This is a genomic window from Bacillus sp. D48C (genome assembly GCF_053345735.1).
In genome coordinates, this window is sequence record NZ_JBKFAQ010000011.1 from 1 (window position 1) to 24810 (window position 24810).

Annotated in this window: 16 protein-coding genes and 10 tRNA genes; 24 read left to right on the forward strand and 2 right to left on the reverse strand. The window is 34.4% G+C overall.

Translation table 11 applies throughout. The features are described 5' to 3' along the window. Positions 1-17: 17 nt before the first annotated feature. The 9 genes from ACLBXA_RS22375 (at position 18) to ACLBXA_RS22415 (ending at position 852) form a co-directional block, all read left to right on the forward strand. Positions 18-93: transfer RNA gene (locus ACLBXA_RS22375), tRNA-Phe, on the forward strand. Between the two features lie 18 nt (positions 94-111). Continuing rightward, positions 112-187, forward strand: a tRNA-Thr gene (locus ACLBXA_RS22380). A 10-nt stretch (positions 188-197) separates the two neighbouring features. Beyond that, a tRNA-Tyr gene (locus ACLBXA_RS22385) sits at positions 198-281 on the forward strand. A 7-nt stretch (positions 282-288) separates the two neighbouring features. Next, a tRNA-Trp gene (locus tag ACLBXA_RS22390) sits at positions 289-362 on the forward strand. 19 nt (positions 363-381) lie between these two features. Then, positions 382-457: transfer RNA gene (locus ACLBXA_RS22395), tRNA-His, on the forward strand. Between the two features lie 63 nt (positions 458-520). Further along, positions 521-595: transfer RNA gene (locus ACLBXA_RS22400), tRNA-Gln, on the forward strand. Between the two features lie 5 nt (positions 596-600). Further along, positions 601-675: transfer RNA gene (locus tag ACLBXA_RS22405), tRNA-Gly, on the forward strand. A gap of 14 nt (positions 676-689) precedes the next feature. Further along, positions 690-760 (forward strand) — tRNA-Cys (locus ACLBXA_RS22410). A 10-nt stretch (positions 761-770) separates the two neighbouring features. Beyond that, positions 771-852 (forward strand) — tRNA-Leu (locus ACLBXA_RS22415). A gap of 185 nt (positions 853-1037) precedes the next feature. Here the strand turns inward: ACLBXA_RS22415 and ACLBXA_RS22420 are convergent. Beyond that, positions 1038-1358 carry a DUF3884 family protein gene (locus tag ACLBXA_RS22420; protein ID WP_000149824.1) on the reverse strand — a complete coding sequence of 107 codons (321 nt, stop codon included), beginning with the start codon at positions 1356-1358 and terminating at the stop codon, positions 1038-1040. A 352-nt stretch (positions 1359-1710) separates the two neighbouring features. On the opposite strand from ACLBXA_RS22420, the gene ACLBXA_RS22425 reads away from it, so the two are divergent. The 12 genes from ACLBXA_RS22425 to ACLBXA_RS22480 all read left to right on the forward strand — a co-directional run bounded on the left by ACLBXA_RS22425 (position 1711) and on the right by ACLBXA_RS22480 (position 17474). Continuing rightward, entirely contained in the window at positions 1711-2430 is a 720-nt protein-coding gene (locus tag ACLBXA_RS22425) for a YebC/PmpR family DNA-binding transcriptional regulator (RefSeq protein WP_000532954.1), read from the forward strand. 146 nt (positions 2431-2576) lie between these two features. Then, on the forward strand, positions 2577-3038 hold the full coding sequence (locus tag ACLBXA_RS22430; RefSeq protein WP_000400451.1) for an NUDIX hydrolase: 462 nt from the start codon (positions 2577-2579) through the stop codon (positions 3036-3038). A 580-nt stretch (positions 3039-3618) separates the two neighbouring features. Next, positions 3619-4395 (forward strand): transglycosylase domain-containing protein, encoded by a 777-nt coding sequence (locus ACLBXA_RS22435; protein ID WP_000664718.1) that lies wholly within the window; start codon positions 3619-3621, stop codon positions 4393-4395. A 187-nt stretch (positions 4396-4582) separates the two neighbouring features. Then, positions 4583-5233 carry a DsbA family protein gene (locus ACLBXA_RS22440; RefSeq protein ID WP_000841308.1) on the forward strand — a complete coding sequence of 217 codons (651 nt, stop codon included), beginning with the start codon at positions 4583-4585 and terminating at the stop codon, positions 5231-5233. A 115-nt stretch (positions 5234-5348) separates the two neighbouring features. Beyond that, positions 5349-5422 (forward strand) — tRNA-Gly (locus tag ACLBXA_RS22445). Positions 5423-5624: 202 nt separating this feature from the next. Then, positions 5625-6767, forward strand: a complete 1143-nt coding sequence (gene queG, locus ACLBXA_RS22450; RefSeq protein ID WP_000345208.1) for a tRNA epoxyqueuosine(34) reductase QueG — start codon at positions 5625-5627, stop codon at positions 6765-6767. A gap of 44 nt (positions 6768-6811) precedes the next feature. After that, positions 6812-7699: an amidase domain-containing protein gene (locus ACLBXA_RS22455; RefSeq protein ID WP_000279323.1), complete on the forward strand. Its 888-nt coding sequence runs from the start codon at positions 6812-6814 to the stop codon at positions 7697-7699. 58 nt (positions 7700-7757) lie between these two features. Beyond that, positions 7758-8246 (forward strand): tRNA (uridine(34)/cytosine(34)/5-carboxymethylaminomethyluridine(34)-2'-O)-methyltransferase TrmL, encoded by a 489-nt coding sequence (gene trmL / locus ACLBXA_RS22460; protein ID WP_000538147.1) that lies wholly within the window; start codon positions 7758-7760, stop codon positions 8244-8246. Positions 8247-8373: 127 nt separating this feature from the next. Beyond that, positions 8374-10443 (forward strand): sensor domain-containing protein, encoded by a 2070-nt coding sequence (locus tag ACLBXA_RS22465; RefSeq protein WP_000657163.1) that lies wholly within the window; start codon positions 8374-8376, stop codon positions 10441-10443. A 392-nt stretch (positions 10444-10835) separates the two neighbouring features. Continuing rightward, positions 10836-12731 (forward strand): PrkA family serine protein kinase, encoded by a 1896-nt coding sequence (locus ACLBXA_RS22470; RefSeq protein ID WP_000353273.1) that lies wholly within the window; start codon positions 10836-10838, stop codon positions 12729-12731. A 451-nt stretch (positions 12732-13182) separates the two neighbouring features. After that, positions 13183-14358, forward strand: coding sequence for a sporulation protein YhbH (gene yhbH / locus ACLBXA_RS22475; RefSeq protein ID WP_000503516.1), 1176 nt, complete (start codon positions 13183-13185; stop codon positions 14356-14358). Between the two features lie 128 nt (positions 14359-14486). Then, a complete protein-coding gene (locus ACLBXA_RS22480; protein ID WP_447617509.1) occupies positions 14487-17474 on the forward strand; it encodes a leucine-rich repeat domain-containing protein in 2988 nt (995 codons plus the stop codon). 166 nt (positions 17475-17640) lie between these two features. Here the strand turns inward: ACLBXA_RS22480 and opuD are convergent, their stop codons facing one another. Then, the gene (gene opuD, locus ACLBXA_RS22485; protein WP_000591601.1) at positions 17641-19191 is read right to left on the reverse strand and encodes a glycine betaine transporter OpuD; all 1551 of its coding nucleotides are present in this window, start codon (positions 19189-19191) and stop codon (positions 17641-17643) included. A 268-nt stretch (positions 19192-19459) separates the two neighbouring features. Here opuD and colA point away from each other — a divergent pair, with 268 nt between their 5' ends. From colA to ACLBXA_RS22500, 3 genes are all read left to right on the forward strand, one after another. Continuing rightward, the gene (colA, locus tag ACLBXA_RS22490; protein WP_001036430.1) at positions 19460-22357 is read left to right on the forward strand and encodes a collagenase ColA; all 2898 of its coding nucleotides are present in this window, start codon (positions 19460-19462) and stop codon (positions 22355-22357) included. A gap of 246 nt (positions 22358-22603) precedes the next feature. Beyond that, positions 22604-23152, forward strand: coding sequence for an NfeD family protein (locus ACLBXA_RS22495; RefSeq protein WP_001173143.1), 549 nt, complete (start codon positions 22604-22606; stop codon positions 23150-23152). A gap of 12 nt (positions 23153-23164) precedes the next feature. Beyond that, complete coding sequence (locus ACLBXA_RS22500) at positions 23165-24739, forward strand: flotillin family protein (protein ID WP_327956763.1); 1575 nt, start codon at positions 23165-23167, stop codon at positions 24737-24739. Positions 24740-24810 lie beyond the last annotated feature (71 nt).

Genomic DNA, 24810 nt, shown 5'->3' on the forward strand with positions numbered 1-24810 from the left:
GACCGCCATTTTAATAAGGCTCGGTAGCTCAGTCGGTAGAGCAGAGGACTGAAAATCCTCGTGTCGGCGGTTCGATTCCGTCCCGAGCCACCATTTATTTTAATAAAATACGCCGGCTTAGCTCAATTGGTAGAGCAACTGACTTGTAATCAGTAGGTTGGGGGTTCAAGTCCTCTAGCCGGCACCATGTAAGTTTCGGAGGGGTAGCGAAGTGGCTAAACGCGGCGGACTGTAAATCCGCTCCTTCGGGTTCGGCAGTTCGAATCTGCCCCCCTCCACCATTTACATAGGGGCATAGTTTAAAGGTAGAACTGAGGTCTCCAAAACCTCCAGTGTGGGTTCGATTCCTACTGCCCCTGCCAAATATATTTACACAACATGGCGGTTGTGGCGAAGTGGTTAACGCACCGGATTGTGGCTCCGGCATTCGTGGGTTCGATTCCCATCAGTCGCCCCATTTTTATTTTTAAAATTACAAATAATTTAATTGATACTTACATATAATTAAGTAAGAATTCGATGGGCTATAGCCAAGCGGTAAGGCAACGGACTTTGACTCCGTCATGCGCTGGTTCGAATCCAGCTAGCCCAGCCATTTTTGCGGAAGTAGTTCAGTGGTAGAATACAACCTTGCCAAGGTTGGGGTCGCGGGTTCGAATCCCGTCTTCCGCTCCAATGAAATTTAATATGGCGGCATAGCCAAGTGGTAAGGCAGAGGTCTGCAAAACCTTTATCACCGGTTCAAATCCGGTTGCCGCCTTTTCTTTTGTGCCGATGTGGCGGAATTGGCAGACGCGCACGACTCAAAATCGTGTTCCTTCGGGAGTGTCGGTTCGACCCCGACCATCGGTATCATGAACGTCGTAAAAAAACTCTATACAATTAGTATAGAGTTTTTTTTGTTTTCTTTTCATTACATGACAAAATAAGCACAAAAAGTGTACGGTGAGTAAACTGCGAAACATTAAAAGGATAAAAACAAACATTCAATTTTATCCTTTTAATTGCGGTATTCTATAATATTCCCTTCGAGCACTCTAGAGAGAATTTCTCCACCCCGGTGACATGAAGTTAAATCCGACACCACCAGTAGATATTAGTACATGATCAGCTGTTAATTTCGTAATTTCTAAAAACTTCTTTTCAAACTTTTCTCTGTTGTATTTGTACATAGTTGAGTGGCACGACCACATGTGCGTTGAAGTACTCAACCAGTCCCCTAATTCCTTCAATTCAGGAAACGCCTCAAATTGGATTGGTTCATCTAATTTCATGAATCTTACTTGATAGATAGTTGGGTTTAACTTCTCTCCTATTCCTTTAAAAGCATGTGATTTTTTCTCATTTGAATGTGTCATAATTCTCCCTCCACCTTTTCTTCAAATTTTTCCCTATTTTTATTGTACAGCAATAGAAAGTAATTATGGGAATATTATGGAAATCGGTATCGGCAATATAAAAAGACTCTAACAGAAATGTTAGAGTCTTTTTTGTTAAATTATATTATGTGATGCTAAAATTCGTAATAAACTTAGGAATTCATGTATAATATAACTTGTCGAAAGAACAAAATGATAGTGATTTATATTATGTCTGTAATATGAATCAAAAATGAACTTTTTATATTTCTTTTAAAAATGTGTTGAACACACATTATATTTCATATTAATATTTTTATGTAGATTTAAAACGAGAAAGAGAGTGGAAAGTATGGGCCGTAAATGGAACAATATTAAAGACAAAAAAGCATCGAAAGATGCAAATACAAGCCGTATATACGCGAAATTTGGACGTGAAATTTATGTGGCGGCAAAACAAGGAGAGCCAGATCCAGAATCAAACCAAGCGCTTAGAGTCGTATTAGAACGTGCGAAAACATACAATGTACCAAGAACAATTATTGATCGTGCAGTTGAAAAGGCAAAAGGCGGTTCAGAGGAAAATTATGACGAGCTTCGTTATGAAGGATTTGGACCAAATGGAGCTATGGTTATTGTAGATACACTTACAAATAACGTAAACCGTACTGCAGCAGATGTACGAGCTGCATTTAGCAAAAACAGTGGTAACATGGGTGTAAACGGTTCTGTAGCTTACATGTTTGATGCGACAGCTGTTATCGGCCTTGAAGGTAAAACATCAGATGAAGTTCTTGAAATTTTAATGGAAGCAGATGTTGATGCACGTGACATTCTAGAAGAAGAAGATTCTGTTATCGTGTATGCTGAACCTGATCAATTCCATTCAGTACAATCTGCACTTAAAGGTGCTGGTGTTGAAGAATTTACAGTTGCAGAATTAACAATGCTTGCACAAAGTGATGTTACACTTCCCGAAGATGCTCAAGTACAATTTGAGAAAATGGTTGATGCATTAGAAGATTTAGAAGATGTGCAACAAGTTTACCACAACGTAGACTTAGGAGAATAATACGATAGAAGCCCTGTCCGTTTAACGGATAGAGGCTTTTTTTATGAAGTTAATTAAGTTGATGAATTAGTAAAGGTATTTTGTTGTAGACAGGGAATATGCTTATAGGGATATATGAAATAATCATTATTTCTAGGAGGTTTAATATGGAACATAAAACACCAAAGCATATCGTTGCTGTAGCAGGTTATTTAACAAATGAAAAAGATGAAGTGTTATTAGCTAAAGTACATTGGCGATCGGATACGTGGGAGTTGCCAGGAGGACAGGTGGAAGAAGGAGAAGCGCTCGATCAAGCAGTTTGTAGGGAAATGTTTGAGGAAACCGGTTTAACTGTGAAGCCGGTTGGAGTTACAGGTGTTTACTATAATGCTTCTATGCATATTTTAGCTGTTGTTTTTAAAGTGGCATATGTGAGCGGTGAAATAAAAATTCAACCTGAAGAAATACAAGAGGCTAAATTTGTTGCTTTAAATGAAGAGAATATAGATGAGTATATAACGCGTCCTCATATGAAATCCAGAACGCTTGATGCGATGAGAGCAACACATTATATTCCGTACGAAACGTGGGAAGTACAGCCGTATAGTTTAATAGGAAGATTGTAAAGAAAAGAGTGACTGATTTGAGATACATTCAAATCACTACTCTTTTTTTTGTATACTGTTTAAGAAAAAGGTCAAAATAATAATAGCGCTAGTATTGATTTGTAGAACGTTTGTTCTGTATAATGGATTTATCCCGCTATTTGCCGGGCAGCTCAATTGGTGAGGGCTAATAATCAGTGGGGATGAACAAAACCTCCACTGATTAAAGTTTCACTTTATATGTTATATACATTTAGATTACTAGATAGTTAAAAGTACATATATTTGTAGATGATATAATTAAAGTGTAAAGTGAAAATATAATAGTCTTAAGGGTTACTCTCTTATTGGTTATTCGTACTTTAACATACCTATATTCAATATTTCAGATGAATAGTAGATAAAAAAAGACTGTGATACAATACTTTTTTATCCGACTATTTGCTGGGCAGTAAGCCTGATTGATGAGGGCTTATTAAAGTTTCACTTTATACCTTACAATGATGTAAGGTACGTGTAAGAGAAATCGATGGGATATTTTTTTACAACAATGTATTCTTAAAGTAAGAGTTATATGCTGTGTGGAAAAGAGGTGTTCAAGATGAAAGAACGAGTATTATCTAGGGTGAACTATCATCAAAAAGTTGCATTAAATCCAATGACTAAACTTTTTTATAAAGCCATTATATTATTATTATTGTTAAGTTGTACGTTATTATTCATTGGAAATGTAATGATTGAGCAAAGTGATATTAGTAAATTACATGTGCCGGCTAAGTTAGAGGTACCAGAATCATTAACACATGCATTTATTGCGACAGAAGATAAAAGATTTTATCATCATAACGGTTTAGATTATATAGCAATTATTAGGGCCTCTGTTGAGAATATAAAGGCTGGTGGTGTCGTACAAGGAGGAAGCACGATTACACAGCAGCTATCTAAAAATGCTTTTTTAACGAATGAACGTACATTTTCTCGTAAGTGGAAAGAGATTTTTTATACGAAAAAAATTGAACGTACATTTACGAAGGATGAAATTTTAAAATTATATGTAAGTAACATTTATTATGGAGAAGGAGCATGGGGAATTGAAAAAGCAGCAAACCTTTACTTCGGTAAAAAGGTGAACCAATTAACGTTGGCTGAAAGTGCAATGATGGCTGCTGTAGTAAAAGCACCTGCTTATTACTCACCTGCCCAAAATTATGATAAAGCAGTAGAGAGACGAAATGTCGTTTTGAGACTAATGGAGAAAGAAGGCTATATAAGTCATGATGAGTATGTTCAAGCAGTTAGTGAGAAATTGGTAATTCGTCATGATATAAAAATAGAGCAGTCGATGTTAAATAGCGCGCGTAAAAAAGCAGTAAGTTAAGAGAAGTTCCTACAGAGGAGCTTCTTTTTTTGAATAAATTGTGACAAATTGTGACACAATATCGTCACAATTATTGTGTTTTTGTAATTTATGTGAGCGTGTTCATTGCGTGACGTATATAAGTGTTGATATTATGTGTATTGTGTACAATGCTGTATACAGAATATGAATTTAAAGAGGAATGTATATGAAATCAAATAAACTCATGGCTCTTGGTATAGTTTTTTCTATCGCAGTATTGATTGTAATTGGAACAATTGCGTATAGCATCATAAATGACAAAAAAGATAAAGGGAATGAGATGTTTGCTTATTCCACGCAACAATCTTTAGGGAAAGATGATGCTCCAGTTAAGGTAGTTGAATTTGGAGACTTCAAATGTCCTGCTTGTCGTACTTGGGATGTAACAGTATTACCTCGATTAAAAGAAGAGTATATTGATAAAGGCAAAGTGCAGTTATATTTTATTAACTTCCCATTTATCGGAAAAGACTCGGATTTAGGTGCAGCAGCTGGTGAAGCAATTTATAAACAAGATAAAGATTCATTCTGGATTTTCTATGATGAGATTTATCAAAATCAAAAGAAAGATACGGAAGAATGGATTACAGAAGATTTGCTTCTTAGCATTGTGAAAGAGAAACTTCCAAAAGTTGATGTAGAGCAATTTAAGAAAGATTTACACAGTAAAGAAATTACAGAAAAAGTACGTAAAGATTCAGATCGTGCTCAAAAATTAAAAGTTCAAGGTGCTCCTTCAGTATATGTAAACGGAAATCTTGCAAACCCTGATTTCGATAGTATGAAGAAGGCCATTGATAAAGAATTGAAAAAGTGATGAGGTCTCTCATCACTTTTTCGACTTTTTTCGATAAAATTCTTGCCTCTATTTTTTTAACATGCTATACTACTTTACATAAGTTATTCTAATATCTTATATGTAATTCATATTTGCGGGTGTAGTTTAGTGGTAAAACAAGAGCCTTCCAAGCTCTGGTCGAGAGTTCGATTCTCTTCACCCGCTCCAAATTTTATTAAATGTTTTTCTATAAATTGTGATCAACGCAGTGTTTCGTTTCCGAGATAAACGAGGCATTGCGTTTTTTAATGTTTGAAAAATATAATTACATGCGAAAATAGAAGTAAATAATAGTATTCCAAAAGTGAATTACTAACCAATAAAGTCGTTACATAAGGGATGATGGATTCATCTGAGGAGGCGATTAAGAGTGGATTTTGAACAATTAAAGCAAGATGTAATTGCGTATAGTAAAACAATTGGCATAGATAAAATAGGCTTTGCGAGTGCTTCTCCTTTTGAGGAATTAAAGCAGCGCTTAATCCAGCAACAACAATTAAATTATCAATCTGGATTTGAAGAGCCTGATATAGAGAAGAGAACGAATCCGCAACTTTTATTACCGGGTGCTAAATCAATTATTGCGATTGCTTTAGCATATCCTTCAAAATTAAAAAATGCACCATTAAGTAAGCGTGGAGAACGCCGTGGAATTTTTTGCCGTGCTTCTTGGGGACAAGATTATCATCTTGTTTTACGAGATCGTTTGCAAAAATTAGAAGCATATTTAATTGAAAAACTTCCGGATATAGAAGTGAAGTCCATGGTTGATACAGGTGAATTAAGTGATCGAGCTGTATCAGAGCGTGCAGGCATTGGCTGGAGTGGGAAAAACTGTGCTATTATTACACCTGAATTCGGTTCGTACGTATACTTAGGGGAAATGATTACAAATGTTCCATTCCCGCCAGATAAGCCGATAGAAGATCAATGCGGGGGCTGTACGAAATGTATCGATATTTGTCCTACAGGTGCTTTAATACAGGGGGGACAGTTAGATTCGAAGAAGTGTATTGCGTTTTTAACACAGACGAAAGGATTCCTACCTGAAGAATATCGCGATAAAATAGGAAATCGTATATATGGATGTGATACGTGTCAGACTGTTTGCCCGAAAAACAAAGGAATGGATTTTCATAATCATCCTGAGATGGAGCCGGACCCTGAGCTAGTTAAACCATTATTAACGCCACTTTTAACAATTAGTAATCGTGATTTTAAAGAGAAATATGGGATTATGTCAGGGTCATGGAGAGGGAAAAAGCCACTGCAAAGAAATGCGATTTTAGCATTAGCACATTTTAAAGAAGCATCGGCAATTCCTGATTTAATTGGTGTTATGAAAGATGACCCAAGACCGGTATTGCGCGGAACGGCAGCATGGGCACTTGGGAAAATTGGGGGAGATGGAGTAGGCGAAGCGATTGAGAAAGCGATGGAACGTGAGAAAGATGAAGAAGTACTTCATGAAATGAAGCGCGGGCTTGAATTGTTAGCACAGAAAAAAGAGTAGATAATATTTCCCTTTTTCATATTGTAATATGGGAGGGAAACGAAATGGCTGTAAAAATGAATATTGAAAAGCAAGTACAACAGTTTTTAGCATATATCACAGAGAAACGAACAGACGTGGATGGTATTGCTGAGGATTTACTACAAATGGCACAGAGAAAGAAACAATTGTTTCAAAGGCGTAGTGCACATATAGTGAAAGCAACTGCGGATGTTTCTTTCATTAGACAATTAAATAGTAATGACCATCAAGAAATTGATTATCAAATACATTTTAAATATTTAATTAAGCATAAAGAATTATTTTATATTGAAGAGGAACAATTAAAACGAAGAGTTTGTTTAAATAATAGTCGGATTATAGGCGATTATGATATTGAAGTGTCAGAAGAAATTAGAATGGGTGAGACATTAGAAAGGGAAATTACGAAAGAGAAGTACGGTTCTTATCAGTATAATCGTTTAGAGGCAGTGAAATATGCAGAGCGTTGGTGGGATGACCGAAATCCTATGTATCGTAATTTCCCTGATAATTGTACGAATTTTATTTCTCAATGTCTTCATACTGGAGAAGTACCTATGAACGGATATCCTAATATTCGTAAAGGATGGTGGCAAAGGGAGAATCAGTGGAGTTGGAGCTGGGCTGTTGCACATTCTTTTTATTGGTATTTGTCAGGTGCTACAACAGGACTTCGAGCAGAGGCGGTAGAGAGGCCAGAAGAACTTATTCTTGGAGATGTTATTGCTTATGATTTCGAGGATGACGGAAGATGGAATCATACGACGATTGTAGTAGCAAAAGATGCAGATGGTATGCCGCTTGTAAATGCACATTCAGCGAATAGCCGTCGACGTTATTGGAACTATGAAGACTCTAGTAAATATACACCACAAATGAAATATAAATTCTTTCATATTATTAATGGGTAGAGATTTTTCGCTCAAGTGGTATAATACGTAGTAGACAAAAAACAGAGGTGAATATCGCGTGGGAGTACATGTTGTTTTATATCAGCCAGAAATTCCAGCAAATACAGGGAATATTGCTCGTACTTGTGCAGCAACTGGAACAGAATTACATTTGATTAGACCGCTTGGATTTTCAACGGATGATAAAATGTTAAAGCGTGCCGGATTAGATTATTGGCAGCACGTGAAAATTACGTATTATGATTCAATTGAAGAATTTTATGAAAAAAATAAAGATGGTGAATTCTTCTATTTAACGAAGTATGGCGAAAAAGCTCATACAGCGTTTGACTATAGCAAGCGCGAGAAGGATTACTATTTTGTATTTGGAAGAGAAACAAACGGCTTACCAGCTAATGTAATCGAAGAAAACTTTGATCATTGTTTACGTATTCCAATGACAGATAAAGTACGTTCATTAAATTTATCTAATACAGCAGCAATTTTAATTTATGAAGCGTTCCGTCAACAAAATTACCCTGGATTAGATTTAGAAATCGTTTATTAAAAGTCGCCATATGGCGACTTTTTTTTATAAAATAAAAATAATATGTAATCATACATTTAAAAGAGAGGACATAATCATATAGAATGGGATATATGATTAAAAATAGATAAGACGGGTTGAGATAAATATGAAGGAAGAATATAGTAATCAAAATACCTTTTTAAGTATGATAGATATGGATTTAATTAGACAAGGATTATTACATGCTATTCAAGATTTAGTATTTATTTTGAAAGTTATTGATGATGAAACGTTTAAATATATGTATGTGAATAGAATAGGAATGGATTATGCTAGGTTAAGCGAAGAGTGCTATGGAAAAACTTTTGCAGAAGTATTACCAAAAGATATAGCGGGGATATTGCAAAGGCAATATGAAAAAGTAGTGAGAGAAGCGAAAGCACACACATTTTGTGATGTAGTCAAATTACAAAAAGGTGAGATACATTATGAATCTTCACTTAATCCTGTCTGCGATGAAGAAGGAATATGTCAATTTGTTATTTGTATTACAAGAGATATTACAGCTCAAATTGAGGAGAAGACAGAGATAGAGGAAAAACAAATGTTATTTAAGTCGTTACTAGAATATAATAATGACTCAATTATATCTATAGATTCTATAGGGAGAGTTACATATGCAAACCCGGCAACGTATGAAATATTTGGATACCGGTATGAAGAGTTAAATAATAAATTTATTTTTGAATTCATTAATAAAGAATATGAAAAAGACTTTCAAATTCTATTTAAAGGAGCTCTGCAGGGAAGAGCAAAACAAATCGTTTCAAAGAAATATGTTCATAAAGAAGGGTACGAGCTATATATTTCTTTGAGAACTATCCCGATTATTGTGAACGGTGAAATTGTTGGAGTTTATATTGTTACGAGAGATGTTACAAGGCAAGTATTAAACGAAATGCGAACAGAATATTTAGCCTACTATGACCAGTTAACGGGATTAATGAATAGAATTTCATGTACAAATAAGTTAAATACTTTTTTAAAAGAGAGTATAAATTTTGCGCTTGTATTTATAGATTTAGATGAGTTTCATCGTATTAATGATACATTTGGTCATAAAGAGGGAGATAAAGTATTACAAAAAGTTACAGAATGTTTAAGCAATCTAAAAATAGAAGGTATGCACTTATTTAGAGAACACGATGATCAATTTGTTATGTTAATAGAAAATATAACGAAAGAATGTGTAGAGGAAATTGCAAAAGGCATACTGAAAAATATTAGTGAATATTTTGTAATCGAGGAAGAAGATGTATATTTAAGTGCGTCAATTGGAATTGTAATGGCTCCAGCAGATGGAGAAGATGAAAAAATACTATTTCAGAGGGTCGATGCTGCTTTAGAAAAAGCAAAAGAAAAAGGAAAAGGACATTATCATTTTTATTGTAGTGGATTAGACTGTGAGCGTGAACAAAGGTTTATAATAGAAAACCAGTTACATCGTGCTATAGAAAAAAATGAGTTTTTCTTATATTATCAGCCACAAATTAATATTGAAACGAAAAAAATAGCTAGTATGGAAGCTTTAATAAGGTGGGAGAATAAGGAATTAGGATTTGTTTCTCCAAATCAATTTATTCCGTTGGCAGAAAGAACAGGATTTATTATTAAGCTCGATGAATGGGTAGTAAATCAAGTGTGTCAGCAACTGCGCGAATGGTTAAATAAAGGATATGAAGTGGTCCCAATTGCAGTTAATATTTCAGCTAGACACTTTCGCTCTATTACATTAATAGAGATGATTACACGGGCTTTAAATAAGTACAATGTACCAGCTTATTTATTAGCGATAGAGGTTACAGAAGGAGCTCTTATACATAAAGATATATCGAAGAGAGTGTTACTACAATTAAAAGAACAAAATTTAAAGATTCATTTAGATGATTTTGGAACAGGCTATTCATCTTTAAGTTACTTGAAAACATATCCAATTGATACTTTAAAAATTGATCGTTCTTTTATGGAAGGTATACATATAGATGAACGTGATACGAATATTACAGCTGCAATTATTCATTTAGCTCATACTTTAGAACTGAATGTAATTGCAGAGGGAGTAGAAAAAAAGGAGCAAATACAGTTTTTGAAAGAAAAGAATGTGAAGCTTGTACAAGGTTATTATTATAGTCGACCATTATCCAAATATGATATGGAAAATATGTATTATAAATAATGTATAAAAAAATGATGTGCTAAAAGCACATCATTTTTTATGTGTACCTGGTTTGTCATTGTAACCAGATGTAAAAATAGCTGTAAGAAATGTGAGTGATACACCTAAAATTAATAATAATTTCATACTAATATCCTCCTTACTTTTTTCGGTTCACGAGTTCTATTTATTACCCAAAATGTATGTAAGGTTCTTAGAAGAAAAGAATTTATTTATAATGAATAGCAGTGTGAAAACGTTAATACCTATATTATACAGAATTTTCTTTGAATTTTGGAGAGAATTTTAGCGTGCTATTATATATTTCGTTTTGATTTAAAGAATGTTTAAGGACATCCTAGCATACCTTTTATAATAATCCGATTGAACAAGGAGATGGGGGAGGAGCTATAATGGATATTCTAAAAAAGATTGAACAGCATCGAGCAGCAGAAGAACGGTTACAATGGGAAGGTACGTTTGCGGAGTATTTGGAGCTTGTGAAAGAAAGACCATGGGTGGCTCAAACAGCACACTCTCGCATTTACAATATGATAAAAGATGCTGGAATTGAAGAAGTTGATGGTAGAAGAAAGTATAACTTCTTTAGTAATCAGCTCTTTGGATTAGAGGATGCTCTAGAACGTCTTGTAGAGGAATATTTTCATCCATCCGCAAAACGATTAGATGTTAGAAAAAGAATTTTATTATTAATGGGTCCTGTTAGTGGAGGGAAATCAACGTTAGTTACGATGTTGAAACGAGGATTAGAAACATATTCACGAACAGATCGTGGAGCAATTTTTGCAATTAAAGGATGCCCAATGCATGAGGATCCACTGCATTTAATTCCACATCATTTACGAGATGATTTCTTTGATGAGTATGGGGTTAGAATTGAAGGAAATTTATCACCACTAAATGTCATGCGTTTAGAGCAAGAATACGGATCAAGAATTGAGGATGTAGTTGTAGAGCGTATTTTCTTCTCTGAAGATCGCCGTACAGGGATTGGTACATTTAGCCCGTCTGATCCAAAATCACAGGATATTGCAGATTTAACAGGTAGTCTGGACTTTTCTACGATTGCAGAATATGGTTCAGAATCAGACCCGCGTGCGTATCGATTTGATGGAGAATTAAATAAGGCGAACCGAGGAATGATGGAGTTCCAAGAGATGTTAAAATGTGATGAGAAGTTTTTATGGCACTTATTATCGCTTACGCAAGAAGGGAATTTCAAAGCGGGAAGATTTGCGCTTATTTCAGCAGATGAATTAATTGTAGCGCATACGAATGAAACAGAGTATCGCTCATTTATAGCAAATAAGAAAAATGAGGCATTGCACTCAAGAATTATTGTAATGCCAGTTCCTTATAATTTACGAGTAAGTGAAGAAGAACATATTTATGAAAAAATGATTCGTGAAAGTGATGTGTCGAATGTTCACATTGCACCACACACACTTCGCGTTGCAGCAATGTTCACTATTTTAACTCGTTTAAAAGATCCGAAGCGTCCGGATATTGATTTAATTAAAAAGATGCGTTTGTATGATGGAGAAACGGTAGAAGGTTATAATGCGATTGATGTAGAGGAGCTACAACGAGAATATCAAGATGAAGGTATGAAGGGTATTGATCCTCGTTATGTCATTAACCGAATTTCGTCTACAATCATTCGAAAAGAGGTACCATCTATTAACGCGTTAGATGTACTTAGATCTTTAAAAGATGGGCTGGATCAGCATCCATCGATTAGTAATGAAGACCGTGAACGTTATATGAATTTCATCTCATTAGCGAGAAAAGAATACGATGAAATCGCAAAGAAAGAAGTACAAAAGGCGTTTGTTTATTCATATGAAGAATCGGCTAAGACACTTATGGATAATTATTTAGATAACGTCGAGGCGTACTGCAATAAATCGAAATTACGTGATCCGTTAACAGGAGAAGAAATGAGTCCAGATGAAAAATTAATGCGCTCAATTGAAGAGCAAATTGGGATTTCAGAAAATGCTAAGAAAGCGTTCCGTGAAGAGATTTTAATTCGCATTTCTGCTTATGCCCGTAAAGGAAAACGCTTTGATTATAATTCACATGAACGTCTTCGTGAAGCGATTCAGAAAAAACTATTTGCTGATTTAAAAGATATAGTGAAAATTACAACATCAACGAAAACGCCAGACGAAAATCAGCTTAAGAAAATCAATGATGTTGTTGCGCGTTTAATTGATGAGCATGGCTATAATTCTTCTTCAGCAAATGAATTATTACGCTATGTAGGTAGCTTGTTAAACCGATAGTTTGATAACAAAACGCTGTCTCTTGTATTTTGCGGGACAGCGTTTTATTATCCGTTCATATGTGTATAAAGTGTCATACCTTGTCCAAATGTAATAAATTAAGATGCAATTTCATGAATTTATTGTCAATTATTTTTACAATATGCATATGATAGAGTAACCAACCATTCATACGAAAAAAGCCAACACAATACAATATGTTGCAAAGTAAAAATGTGTGCAACAATGCATTGTGTTTCTTTCTTATCAGTGGCTGAATATTTCTTTCTATTATGTGAGTGGCAAAATTTTGTTTAGGATGCTCGGGTATTGTATGAAAAACGTTATAAATGTTTATGGGATGATTTTCTGTGGGCAGTTACCTTTCAAATATTCTAGCTTGCACAGTACAGAACAAAATTTATAGATTGCTGTTCATAAAGGAAGACAATTACAGTAAGGAGGGAAAGGAATGGGCGAAGAAAATCAACCAAATTATACGATTTCACAGGAAAACTGGTCCCTCCATCGCAAAGGATATGACGACCAACAACGCCATCAAGAAAAAGTACAAGAGGCAATTAAGAATAATTTACCCGATCTTGTAACAGAAGAAAGTATAGTTATGTCTAATGGCAAAGATGTTGTAAAAATACCAATTCGTTCTCTAGATGAATATAAGATTAGATACAATTATGATAAAAATAAACATGTTGGGCAAGGAAACGGTGACAGTAAAGTTGGTGATGTCGTTGCGAGAGATGGATCAGGTGGTCAAAAACAAAAAGGGCCAGGAAAAGGGCAAGGAGCAGGAGATGCAGCTGGGGAAGATTACTATGAAGCTGAAGTCTCTATTTTAGAATTAGAGCAGGCGTTTTTCAGAGAGTTAGAGCTGCCTAATTTAAAGAGAAAAGAAATAGATGAAAATCGGATTGAACATGTTGAATTTAATGACATTAGAAAAACAGGATTATGGGGAAATATCGATAAGAAACGAACAATGATATCTGCATATAAACGAAATGCGATGCGTGGTAAAGCATCTTTCCATCCAATTCATCAAGAAGACTTAAAGTTCCGCACTTGGAATGAAGTATTAAAGCCAGATTCAAAGGCTGTTGTGTTAGCGATGATGGATACGAGTGGATCGATGGGAATGTGGGAGAAGTATATGGCACGTAGCTTCTTTTTCTGGATGACAAGATTTTTACGAACAAAGTATGAAACAGTTGATATTGAATTTATTGCTCACCATACAGAAGCGAAAGTCGTCACAGAAGAAGAATTTTTCTCAAAAGGAGAAAGTGGCGGAACAATATGTTCTTCCGTATATAAAAAGGCATTAGAACTGATTGATAATAAATATTCACCAGACCGCTATAATATTTATCCATTCCATTTTTCAGATGGTGATAATTTAACATCAGATAACGCTAGGTGTGTAAAGCTTGTGGAAGAATTAATGAAGAAATGTAATATGTTTGGATATGGGGAAGTGAATCAGTATAATCGCCATAGTACACTCATGTCAGCCTATAAAAATATTAAAGATGAAAACTTTAGATACTATATTTTAAAGCAAAAAGCAGACGTATTTCATGCGATGAAAAGCTTTTTTAGAGAAGAATCAGGTGAGAAAATGGCATAACCTCTTTTAAAGAGGTTCTTTTTTTGTAAACTTTTTATTTTTTTAGTTGACAATGATAATGAAAATCATTATCATTTATTCGAGAAATGATTACATTTCGAATTATATATTTTGGAGGAGATGTAAAGTTGAAACAAAATAAAAGAAAACGTATAAATGCAATGATTATAGCGGCGGCGTTATCACTTCCGTTTGCTGTTTATTCAACACCTGCTTTAGCGGCAGTGGCAATTGAGGCGAATAAAACGGGACAAGGTTTAGAAGATGGTACATATGATGCTGTTATTAAAGCGTATAAAGATAAAACGAATGAAGAGTCTATGGCAGCTGTTTATATAAAGGATCCGAAATTAACAATTGAGAATGGAAAGAAAATTGTAACAGCAACGTTAAGTGATAGTGATTTCTTCCAATACTTGAAAACAGAGGATATTCATACGCCAGGTGTGTTTCATGATGTAAAGGTCCTATCAGAAGACAAAAAGAAAAATGGGACGAAGGTTATTCAATTTGAAGTTGGAGAATTAGGAAAAACATACAATATGCAAATGCATATTTATATTCCAACGATGGCCTATGATAATAAATATCAAGTGCAGTTTGAAGTGAATGCTATAAATTTAGAAAACAATGTTTCAGAAAAACAAAAGGAAAATAAAGAGGAGCAACAAGATGAAAACGGAAATGTAATATTAGATAAGCAATTACAAAAATATATTAATAAATATAACTTAGATAGAGATAATGTAGATGCGCCAATCACAAAGAAAGATTTATTACAAATTAAAACATTATCCGTTTATTCAGGTAAAGGGATAAATGAAATAGCTGGTTTAGAGTATATGACAAATTTAGAGAAGTTGACGTTACGAGAGTCTAATGTAACAGATATATCAGCTATCTCGAAATTGAGAAGTTTGAAGTACGTTGATTTAACTTCTAATTCAATTGAAAGTATTCATCCAATTGGGCAATTAGAGAATATTAATATGCTTTTTTTAAGAGATAATAAAATTTCTGATCTTACACCATTAAGTAAAATGAAAAAAATCAAAACATTAGATTTAATCGGTAATAACATTAAAGATATCCAGCCATTATTTACATTATCAACTATGAAACAATTATACTTAGCAAATAATCAAATCAGTGATCTTAATGGAATTGATCGATTAAATAATGTGGAACTATTATGGATAGGGAACAATAAAATTAATAATGTTGAATCTATTAGTAAAATGAGTAATCTTATTGAACTAGAAATTGCTGATAGTGAAATAAAAGATATATCACCATTATCTCAATTAGGAATTTTACAAGTGCTGAATTTAGAAGAGAATTATATCTCTGATATATCGCCGTTGAGCACTTTAACAAATTTACATGAGATAAATCTTGGAGCAAATGAAATTTCTGACGTAAGGCCTGTTGAGGAATTAGGTAAGCGAATTTCAATTGACATTCAAAGACAAAAAATCTTTTTAAATGAAGCAAGCGTAGATGAGGAATTAAAAATCCCAGTATACAACCTTAAGGGAGAACCACTTCAAAATATTAATGTAAAAAGTGAGGGGGCTACTCTGAATAACGGATTTATAAAATGGAATAGTCCTGGAGAAAAAATATATGAATTTAAACTAGATACTAATTCTACTGAAAGTAAAATAAGATTTAATGGTACGGTTATACAGAATATAGTTGAAAAACAAAAAGAACGTGCAAATGTAATTCTCGATAAAACTTTACAACAACATATTAATAAAGAGAATTTAGGTAGAGAGAACTTAAACGCTCCTATCACAAAAGAAGATTTATTACAGGTTAAAAAATTAGAGATACTTAAAGAAAAAGGAAATGAGATAAAAGATATAACAGGTTTAGAGTACATGACGAACTTAGAAAACCTTACTTTAGAAGGAGTAGGCCTGAAAAATATTGATTTCATCTCAAACTTGAAACGATTGAATAATGTGAATGTATCTCATAATCAAATTGAAGATATAACACCGCTATCTTCATTGAAAAATTTACAGTGGTTAAATCTTACTGAGAATCGTATTACAGATGTAACGGTTCTTGGCTCAATGTTAGACTTACTTAGTTTAAAATTAGCTGAAAATGAGATTCGTGATGTAAGGCCATTAATACAATTAGGTCAGTGGGTAACAATTGATGTTAGAAGGCAAAAGGTCATTTTGGATGATGCAGAAATAAATAAAGAAGTGAAAATACCTGTATATGATTTAGAGGGAGAGCCAATTGAAAAGATTACACTAAAGAGTGAAGGTGGAACTCTTACTGATGAGGGAATCATTTGGCGTACTTTAGGAGAAAAAATATATGAATTTGATTTAGATGCAGATCATTATGAGACTGGCATATTATATAGTGGCATTGTAATGCAGAATATAGTAGAAAAATTAATACCAAAAGAAGAAGTGAAAGAACCAACAAAGGAAGTGGAAGAGTCAAAAGAAGAAGTGAAAGAACCAACAAAAGAAGTGGAAGAAACAAAAGAAGAAGTGAAAGAACCAACAAAGGAAGTTGAAGAGTCAAAAGAAGAAGTGAAAGAACCAACAAAGGAAGTGGAAGAGTCAAAAGAAGAAGTGAAAGAACCAACAAAAGAAGTTGAAGAGTCAAAAGAAGAAGTGAAAGAACCAACAAAGGAAGTGGAAGAGTCAAAAGAAGAAGTGAAAGAACCAACAAAGGAAGTTGAAGAGTCAAAAGAAGAAGTGAAAGAACCAACAAAGGAAGTTGAAGAGTCAAAAGAAGAAGTGAAAGAACCAACAAAAGAAGTTGAAGAGTCAAAAGAAGAAGTAAAAGAACCAACGAAAGAAGTGGAAGAGTCAAAAGAAGAAGTGAAAGAACCAACAAAAGAAGTTGAAGAAGCGAAAGAGGAAGTAAAAGAGCCAAAAGGAAATAATCAGGTTGTTGAAAACGAAGGCAGAACAGCAGATACTTTAAATACACAACATGTTAATAAGACGGAGGAAGGAAAGAAATCTTTACCATCAACAGGCGGTGAAGCTAGCACATCGACTTTACTTTCTGGAATAACACTTGTTCTTTCCGCACTAAGTATGTTCGTATTTAGAAAGAGGTTATTTAAGAAATAAATAACGTTTAATCTTATTATTGTATATAATTAATGTTTGTCTTTTGTGTAATAGATAGAGTAAAACCCCATTCGTATGAAAATTATATTTCATACGAATGGGGTTTGTTAATTTTCTTTTTTCTCTCAGTCATCACGGATTCAGAAGTAATTTGAGGTGCCAATTGTTACATAATCTTTTTTATTTTTTGCGGAACTTCTTTCGTTTGCGAATTAACATCTTCCTTTCGCAGCTCTTTAAATAGCGAAGCAACCATAAGAACGACTACGATAGAAAATGGTAGTGCTGCGATTATAGCTGCAATTTGTAGTGCATTTAATCCTCCAGCTTGTAATAAAAGTGCTGCAATGATCGCGATTGTTAATCCCCATATAAGTTTTAAACTATTTTTCGGTGATAAGCTTCCGTTACTCGTTTGCATTGAAACAACAAATGTTGCCGAGTCGGCAGAAGTAACGAAAAATGTGGCTACTAAAATTAACCCGATAACCGTTAAAAATGTAGAGAATGGTAGGTGCGAAATAACAGCAAATAATCCAATCTCTGTACCATTTTTTGCGATTTCATCAGCTATCCCAAGCGATTGGAACATTTCCATATGGATAGCGGTACCGCCAAATACTGCAAACCAAAATGTACAGATAAGAGTTGGGACTAATACAACTCCAATAATAAATTCTTTTATTGTGCGCCCTTTAGAAATACGAGCAATGAATGTACCGACGAATGGAGACCAAGAGATCCACCATCCCCAATAGAAAATAGTCCAGTTTTCAATCCAAGAAGAAGATTTTTCACTAAATGCTCCTAAATTTAATCCCATACTAGGTAAAGCGCCGATATAAGAACCGAGTGTAGATGTGAAATATTTCATAATAAATACAGTTGGTCCTAAAATTAAAAAGGAGACGAGTAAAATACCTGCGAGAGAGAAATTCAAGTTACTCAAATATTTAATCCCACGATCTAAGCCAGTTTGCGCACTTGTTAAATATAAAACAGCGAAGATAGCTATAAGTACGAGCTGAGTAAGTAAAGTGTTATGAATAGAAGGGAATAAATAGCTTAATCCTCCGGCAATTTGTTGAGCACCAATCCCAACAGATGGCACAATGCCAAATACTGTGGCTAAAACAGCCAAAATATCGACTGTTTTTCCGATAGGAGAATTTTTCGATCGATTAAATAATGGAGTAACTGTAGCCCCAATTGTGCTACCTTTTTGTTTGCGGAATGTGAAATATGCAATTGTTAAAGCAACCATCGCGTATAGTGACCACGGAAAGAGTCCCCAGTGGAAAAATGAATATTGCATAGCGAGTTTGGCGCTTTCCTCTGTACCTGCTTTTCCTGTTAATGGATCTGTAAAATGTGAAATCGGTTCAGCGATTCCATAGAAGAGGAGTCCAATCCCCATTCCTGCTCCAAACAACATGGATAACCAAGATGAATAGCTGTATTTTGGTCTTTCTCCATCTTTACCAAGACGAATAGAACCGTATTTTGAAAAGGCTAAATAAGTAGCTAAAACAAGCATTGTGGTCATAAGTAGAGAGTAAAACCATCCAAATTTATTGAGGATAAATGAGTTTAAAGAAGATGTGATACTTTGTAAATCATGGCCTTGTATCCAGCTTGCTGGTATGACACCCCATATAATAAATAAGGTTGTAAGCAAGATGGAGATATAAAATACACTGTTCTCTTTTTTTATCATAGAATCCCACCTTTATTTAATAAAGTTAACAATTATATTAACCATAACAATTAAAGGGTGAAATGTCAAAAAATTCTCTTTTTAATATTTGTAAAAGGGAATTTTGATTGTTATAAGTTCATAATCAGCGGAGGTTAGATAAAGGAAAGGGTGTTCACGATATGTACAAATTATAGGAAGAAATAATATGAAATATTGCATTTTATATTGTTACATCCATATTTTATGTTAAATTCTTGAATGGAATATTAAAATAGGGGGCAAGGATATGAACAAGAAATCAAAGATCAATAAAGTGATGCTTAGCATTAGTACAATGGCTTTATCGTTAGGGGCACTTCAAACTCATGCAGTAGCGGAAGAAAAAGTACCGTATAATGTGCTAAAAACGAAACCGGTTGGAATTGAAAAGCCAGTAGATGAAGTTGGGCATGTTTCAAAAGTTGATGAAACCTTATCATTTCAAGAACGTTTAAAAGTAGGCGATTTTTCACAGCGACCAGCATCTATTACGAAGAAAACGGCAGTAAAGCAAGTTAAAGAAAGCTATTCAATGGCTGATTTAAACAAAATGAATGATCAAGAATTAGTTGAAACATTAGGCAGTATTAAGTGGCACCAAATTACAGATTTATTCCAGTTTAATGAAGACACAAAGGCCTTTTATAAAGATAAAGGAAAAATGCAAGTCATTATAGATGAATTAGCTCATAGAGGTAGTACATTTACGAAAGATGATTCAAAAGGAATTCAAACGTTTACTGAAGTGTTGCGTTCCGCTTTTTATCTGGCATTTTATAATAACGAATTAAGTGAATTAAATGAAAGAAGCTTCCAGGATAAATGTTTACCTGCTTTAAAAGCAATCGCAAAAAATCCAAACTTTAAGCTTGGTACAGATGAACAAGATACAGTCGTATCTGCATACGGAAAATTAATTAGTAATGCATCAAGTGATGTTGAAACAGTTCAATACGCATCAAATATTTTAAAGCAATACAATGATAATTTTACTACTTATGTAAATGATCGAATGAAGGGACAAGCAATATACGATATTATGCAAGGGATTGACTATGATATACAGTCGTATTTAGTTGAGGCCCGTAAAGAAGCGAATGAAACGATGTGGTATGGAAAAGTAGATGGGTTTATTAATGAAATAAATCGTATTGCTCTTTTAAATGAAGTAACGTCAGAAAATAAATGGCTCGTTAATAATGGTATTTATTTTGCAAGCCGTTTAGGGAAATTTCATAGCAATCCGAATAAAGGATTAGAGGTTGTTACACAAGCAATGCATATGTACCCACACTTAAGTGAACCATATTTTGTTGCGATAGAACAAATTACAACAAATTATAATGGTAAAGATTATAGCGGGAATACAGTAGATTTAGAGAAAATACGTAAAGAAGGAAAAGAGCAGTACTTACCAAAAACGTATACATTCGATGATGGATCAATTGTGTTCAAAACAGGAGATAAAGTATCAGAAGAAAAAATTAAGAGATTATATTGGGCTGCGAAGGAAGTAAAGGCACAGTATCACCGTGTAATTGGAAATGACAAAGCATTAGAGCCAGGAAATGCGGATGATGTGTTAACAATCGTAATTTATAATAGTCCAGATGAATATCAGTTAAATAGACAATTGTATGGGTATGAAACAAACAACGGTGGAATTTATATCGAAGAAACAGGAACATTCTTTACATATGAGCGTACACCAGAGCAAAGTATTTATAGTTTAGAAGAGTTATTCCGTCATGAATTTACTCATTATCTGCAAGGGAGATATGAAGTTCCTGGTTTATTTGGAAGAGGAGATATGTATCAAAATGAAAGGTTAACTTGGTTCCAAGAAGGAAATGCAGAGTTTTTCGCAGGCTCTACTCGTACGAATAACGTTGTACCAAGAAAGAGTATAATTAGCGGATTATCATCTGATCCTGCAAGCCGTTATACTGCAGAGCGCACACTATTTGCTAAATACGGTTCTTGGGATTTCTATAATTACTCGTTCGCATTGCAGTCTTACTTATATACGCATCAGTTTGAAACATTTGATAAAATTCAAGATTTAATTCGTGCGAATGACGTGAAAAATTATGATGCATATCGTGAAAATCTAAGTAAAGATCCTAAGTTAAATAAAGAGTATCAAGAGTATATGCAGCAGTTAATTAATAATCAAGATACATACACTGTACCAGAAGTAGCTGATGATTATTTAGCTGAACATGCAACGAAGTCGTTAACAGCGGTGAAGAAAGAAATTAGTGATACGTTGCCTATGAAAGATACAAAAATGACAAAACATAATTCTCAATTCTTTAATACATTTACATTAGAAGGTACGTATACAGGTAGTGTCACAAAAGGTGAATCAGAAGATTGGAAAGCAATGAGTAAAAGAGTAAATGAATCTTTAGAACAATTGGCGCAAAAAGAATGGAGTGGCTACAAAACTGTTACAGCATACTTCGTCAATTATCGTGTGAATAGCTCAAATGAATTTGAATATGATGTAGTCTTCCATGGAATCGCAAAAGATGATGGAGAAAATAAAGCTCCGACGGTTAATGTAAACGGGCCTTATAATGGAGTTGTAAAAGAGGGAATTCAATTTAAAAGTGATGGCTCAAACGATGAAGATGGAAAAATTGTTTCTTATTTATGGGAATTTGGAGATGGAAGCACAAGTGCAGAAGTGAATCCAGTACATGTATATGAAAGAGAAGGTTCTTATAAAGTATCGTTAAGAGTAAAAGATGATAAAGGAAAAGAGAGCAGAAGCGAAACAACTGTTACGATTAAAGATGGAAGTTTAACAGAATCAGAACCAAATAATCGTCCAGAGGAAGCAAATCGTATCGGGCTAAATAGTACGATAAAAGGTAATCTTATTGGCGGGGACCACACTGATGTTTATACATTTAATGTAGCATCAGCGAAAGATATCGACATTTCTGTTTTAAATGAGTATGGAATTGGGATGACATGGGTACTTCACCATGAATCAGATATGCAAAATTATGCGGCTTACGGTCAAGCTAATGGGAATCATATAGAAGCAAAATTTAATGCAAAACCAGGTAAGTATTACTTGTATGTATATAAATATGATAATGGCGATGGAACATACGAATTGTCAGTAAAATAAGTACTTTTCCAATGTATGTTTAACTTTACTTTTTGTGGAAAATAGTATATTATATAGATATATAATATATCGGTTATTTTCTAGGAGGAGCCTGTCACAATAGGTTTCTCCTGTTCTTTTTTAGAGGCCTGTCTTACAGGCTTTTCTTTAAAGGGTAAATAACTGAAAATTTAGAACGATAATCTTTGAAAGAGGTGGGGCATACACATAACAAAAAAGGGATTGTTTAAGAGAGGGGGATAAGAAATGGCTTTGTTTGGTTATCCACTTGAAACAATTTATTTATATGGATTTATTATTGCTACTATACTCACTGTAATTTATATCTTTTTTGGAGATATATTTGAATCCATATTTAGTTTTGGAGGCGGATCTGTATCCGTTGTTACTTTATTACTTAGTTTTTTCGCCATGTTATGTGGACTTAGTTATATAGGAGAATATTTATTTTCCTTTAATAGTATTCTTATTTTTGGGGCTGCATTTGCTATATCTTTTATCGGTGTATTCATCATGAAAATACTAATTTTAAAACCGATTGCAGAAGCAGAACAAAACACGGTGCAACGTATGGATGAATTCATCGGTTGCAAAGGAGAGGTCATTACGACTATTCCTACAGAAGGGTTTGGTGAAGTATTAATTTCCTCCCAATTTGGAAACAATGCAATCCTAGCTAAAACAGTTGGAAAGAAAGATATTTCGCAAGGAACAGAGGTTATTATCGAGGGAGTCCAAGATGGTGTTTTACTTGTACAGAACATCGCTTATTCTTTAAAGAAACCAAAATTATAAGGGGGAATTTACATGACGATTCCATTAATTATCGGTGGAGTATTACTCGCAATTTTAATTCTACTCATTTTAGTATTCATTACAAAGTATCGAACAGTTGGACCAGATGAAGCATTAATTGTTACTGGAAACTGGCTTGGTGGCGGGAAAAATGTAGTTACCACTGATGATGGAAAGAAGATTAAGATTATTCGTGGTGGCGGTACTTTCGTAGTTCCGATTATGCAAAGAGCAGAGCCTTTAAGTCTATTAAACTACAAATTAGAAGTGGGAACACGTGATACGTATACGAAACAAGGTGTACCGATTACAGTAAATGGTGTTTCTATTATTAAAGTAGGATCTACCATTGAAGAAGTTTCTACAGCAGCTGAACAATATTTAGGAAAAGAAACAGAAGAGTTGAAAATAGAAGCAAAAGAAGTTTTAGAAGGTCATCTACGTGCTATTTTATCTTCTATGACAGTAGAAGATGCCTATAGTAATAGAGAGCAATTCGCTCAAAAGGTACATGAAGTAGCTTCTACAGATTTAAAGAAGATGGGACTTCGCATCGTTTCCTTTACAATTAAAGAAATCATGGATAAGAACGGTTACTTAGATGCACTTGGTCAGCCACAAATTGCGATGGTTAAGCGTGATGCAACAGTTGCAAATGCAGAGCGTGAAAAAGAGGCACGAATTGAAAAAGCTCGTGCTGAGAAAGAAGCAAAAGAAGCTGAGTATCAACGTGATGCACAAATCGCTGAAGCTGAAAAACATAAAGAGTTAAAAGTACAATCTTATAAGAGAGATCAAGAACAAGCTCGCGCAGATGCAGATCTTTCCTATGAATTACAACAAGCAAAAGCGCAACAAGGTGTTACAGAAGAGCAAATGCGCGTTAAAATCATTGAACGTGAAAAGCAAATTGAATTAGAAGAAAAAGAGATTGCGCGTCGTGAAAAGCAATATGATGCAGAAGTAAAGAAAAAGGCAGATGCAGATCGCTATGCTGTTGAACAATCAGCAGAAGCGGAAAAAGTAAAACAAATGAAAAAAGCAGATGCAGATCAATATAAAATTGAAGCGGAAGCAAGAGCACGTGCAGAAGAAGTTCGTGTAGAAGGTTTAGCGAAGGCGGAAATCGAAAAAGCGCAAGGTCAAGCAAAAGCAGAAGTACAAAAAGCACAAGGTACAGCGGAAGCAGATGTTATCAGATTAAAAGGTTTAGCAGAAGCGGAAGCGAAACAAAAAATTGCAGAGGCATTTGAGTTATATGGCCAAGCGGCGATTATGGATATGGTTCTTAACATGCTTCCAAGTTATGCGAAGGAAGTTGCAAGCCCACTTAGCAACATTGATAAAATTACAGTTGTCGATACAGGTGGCGGTGGTAAAAATAGCGGCGCCGGAAAAGTTGCAGGTTATGCGACTGATTTAATGGCAACGATGCAAGAAACATTAAAAGCTTCTTCTGGGATTGATTTAAAAGGGTTATTAGAAGGATTTGCTGGAAAAGGAGCAGTACAACAATTATCAAACGATAAATCTGTTGTATCTGTAGTAGAAGATGCGAAAAAAGAAGTAGAAAAAGATAAAGAATAGTAAAGCGGGAGGAACCTCTAGTAAGTGAGATACTAGAGGTTCTTCAGTGAATTATAATATTTCGAATAATA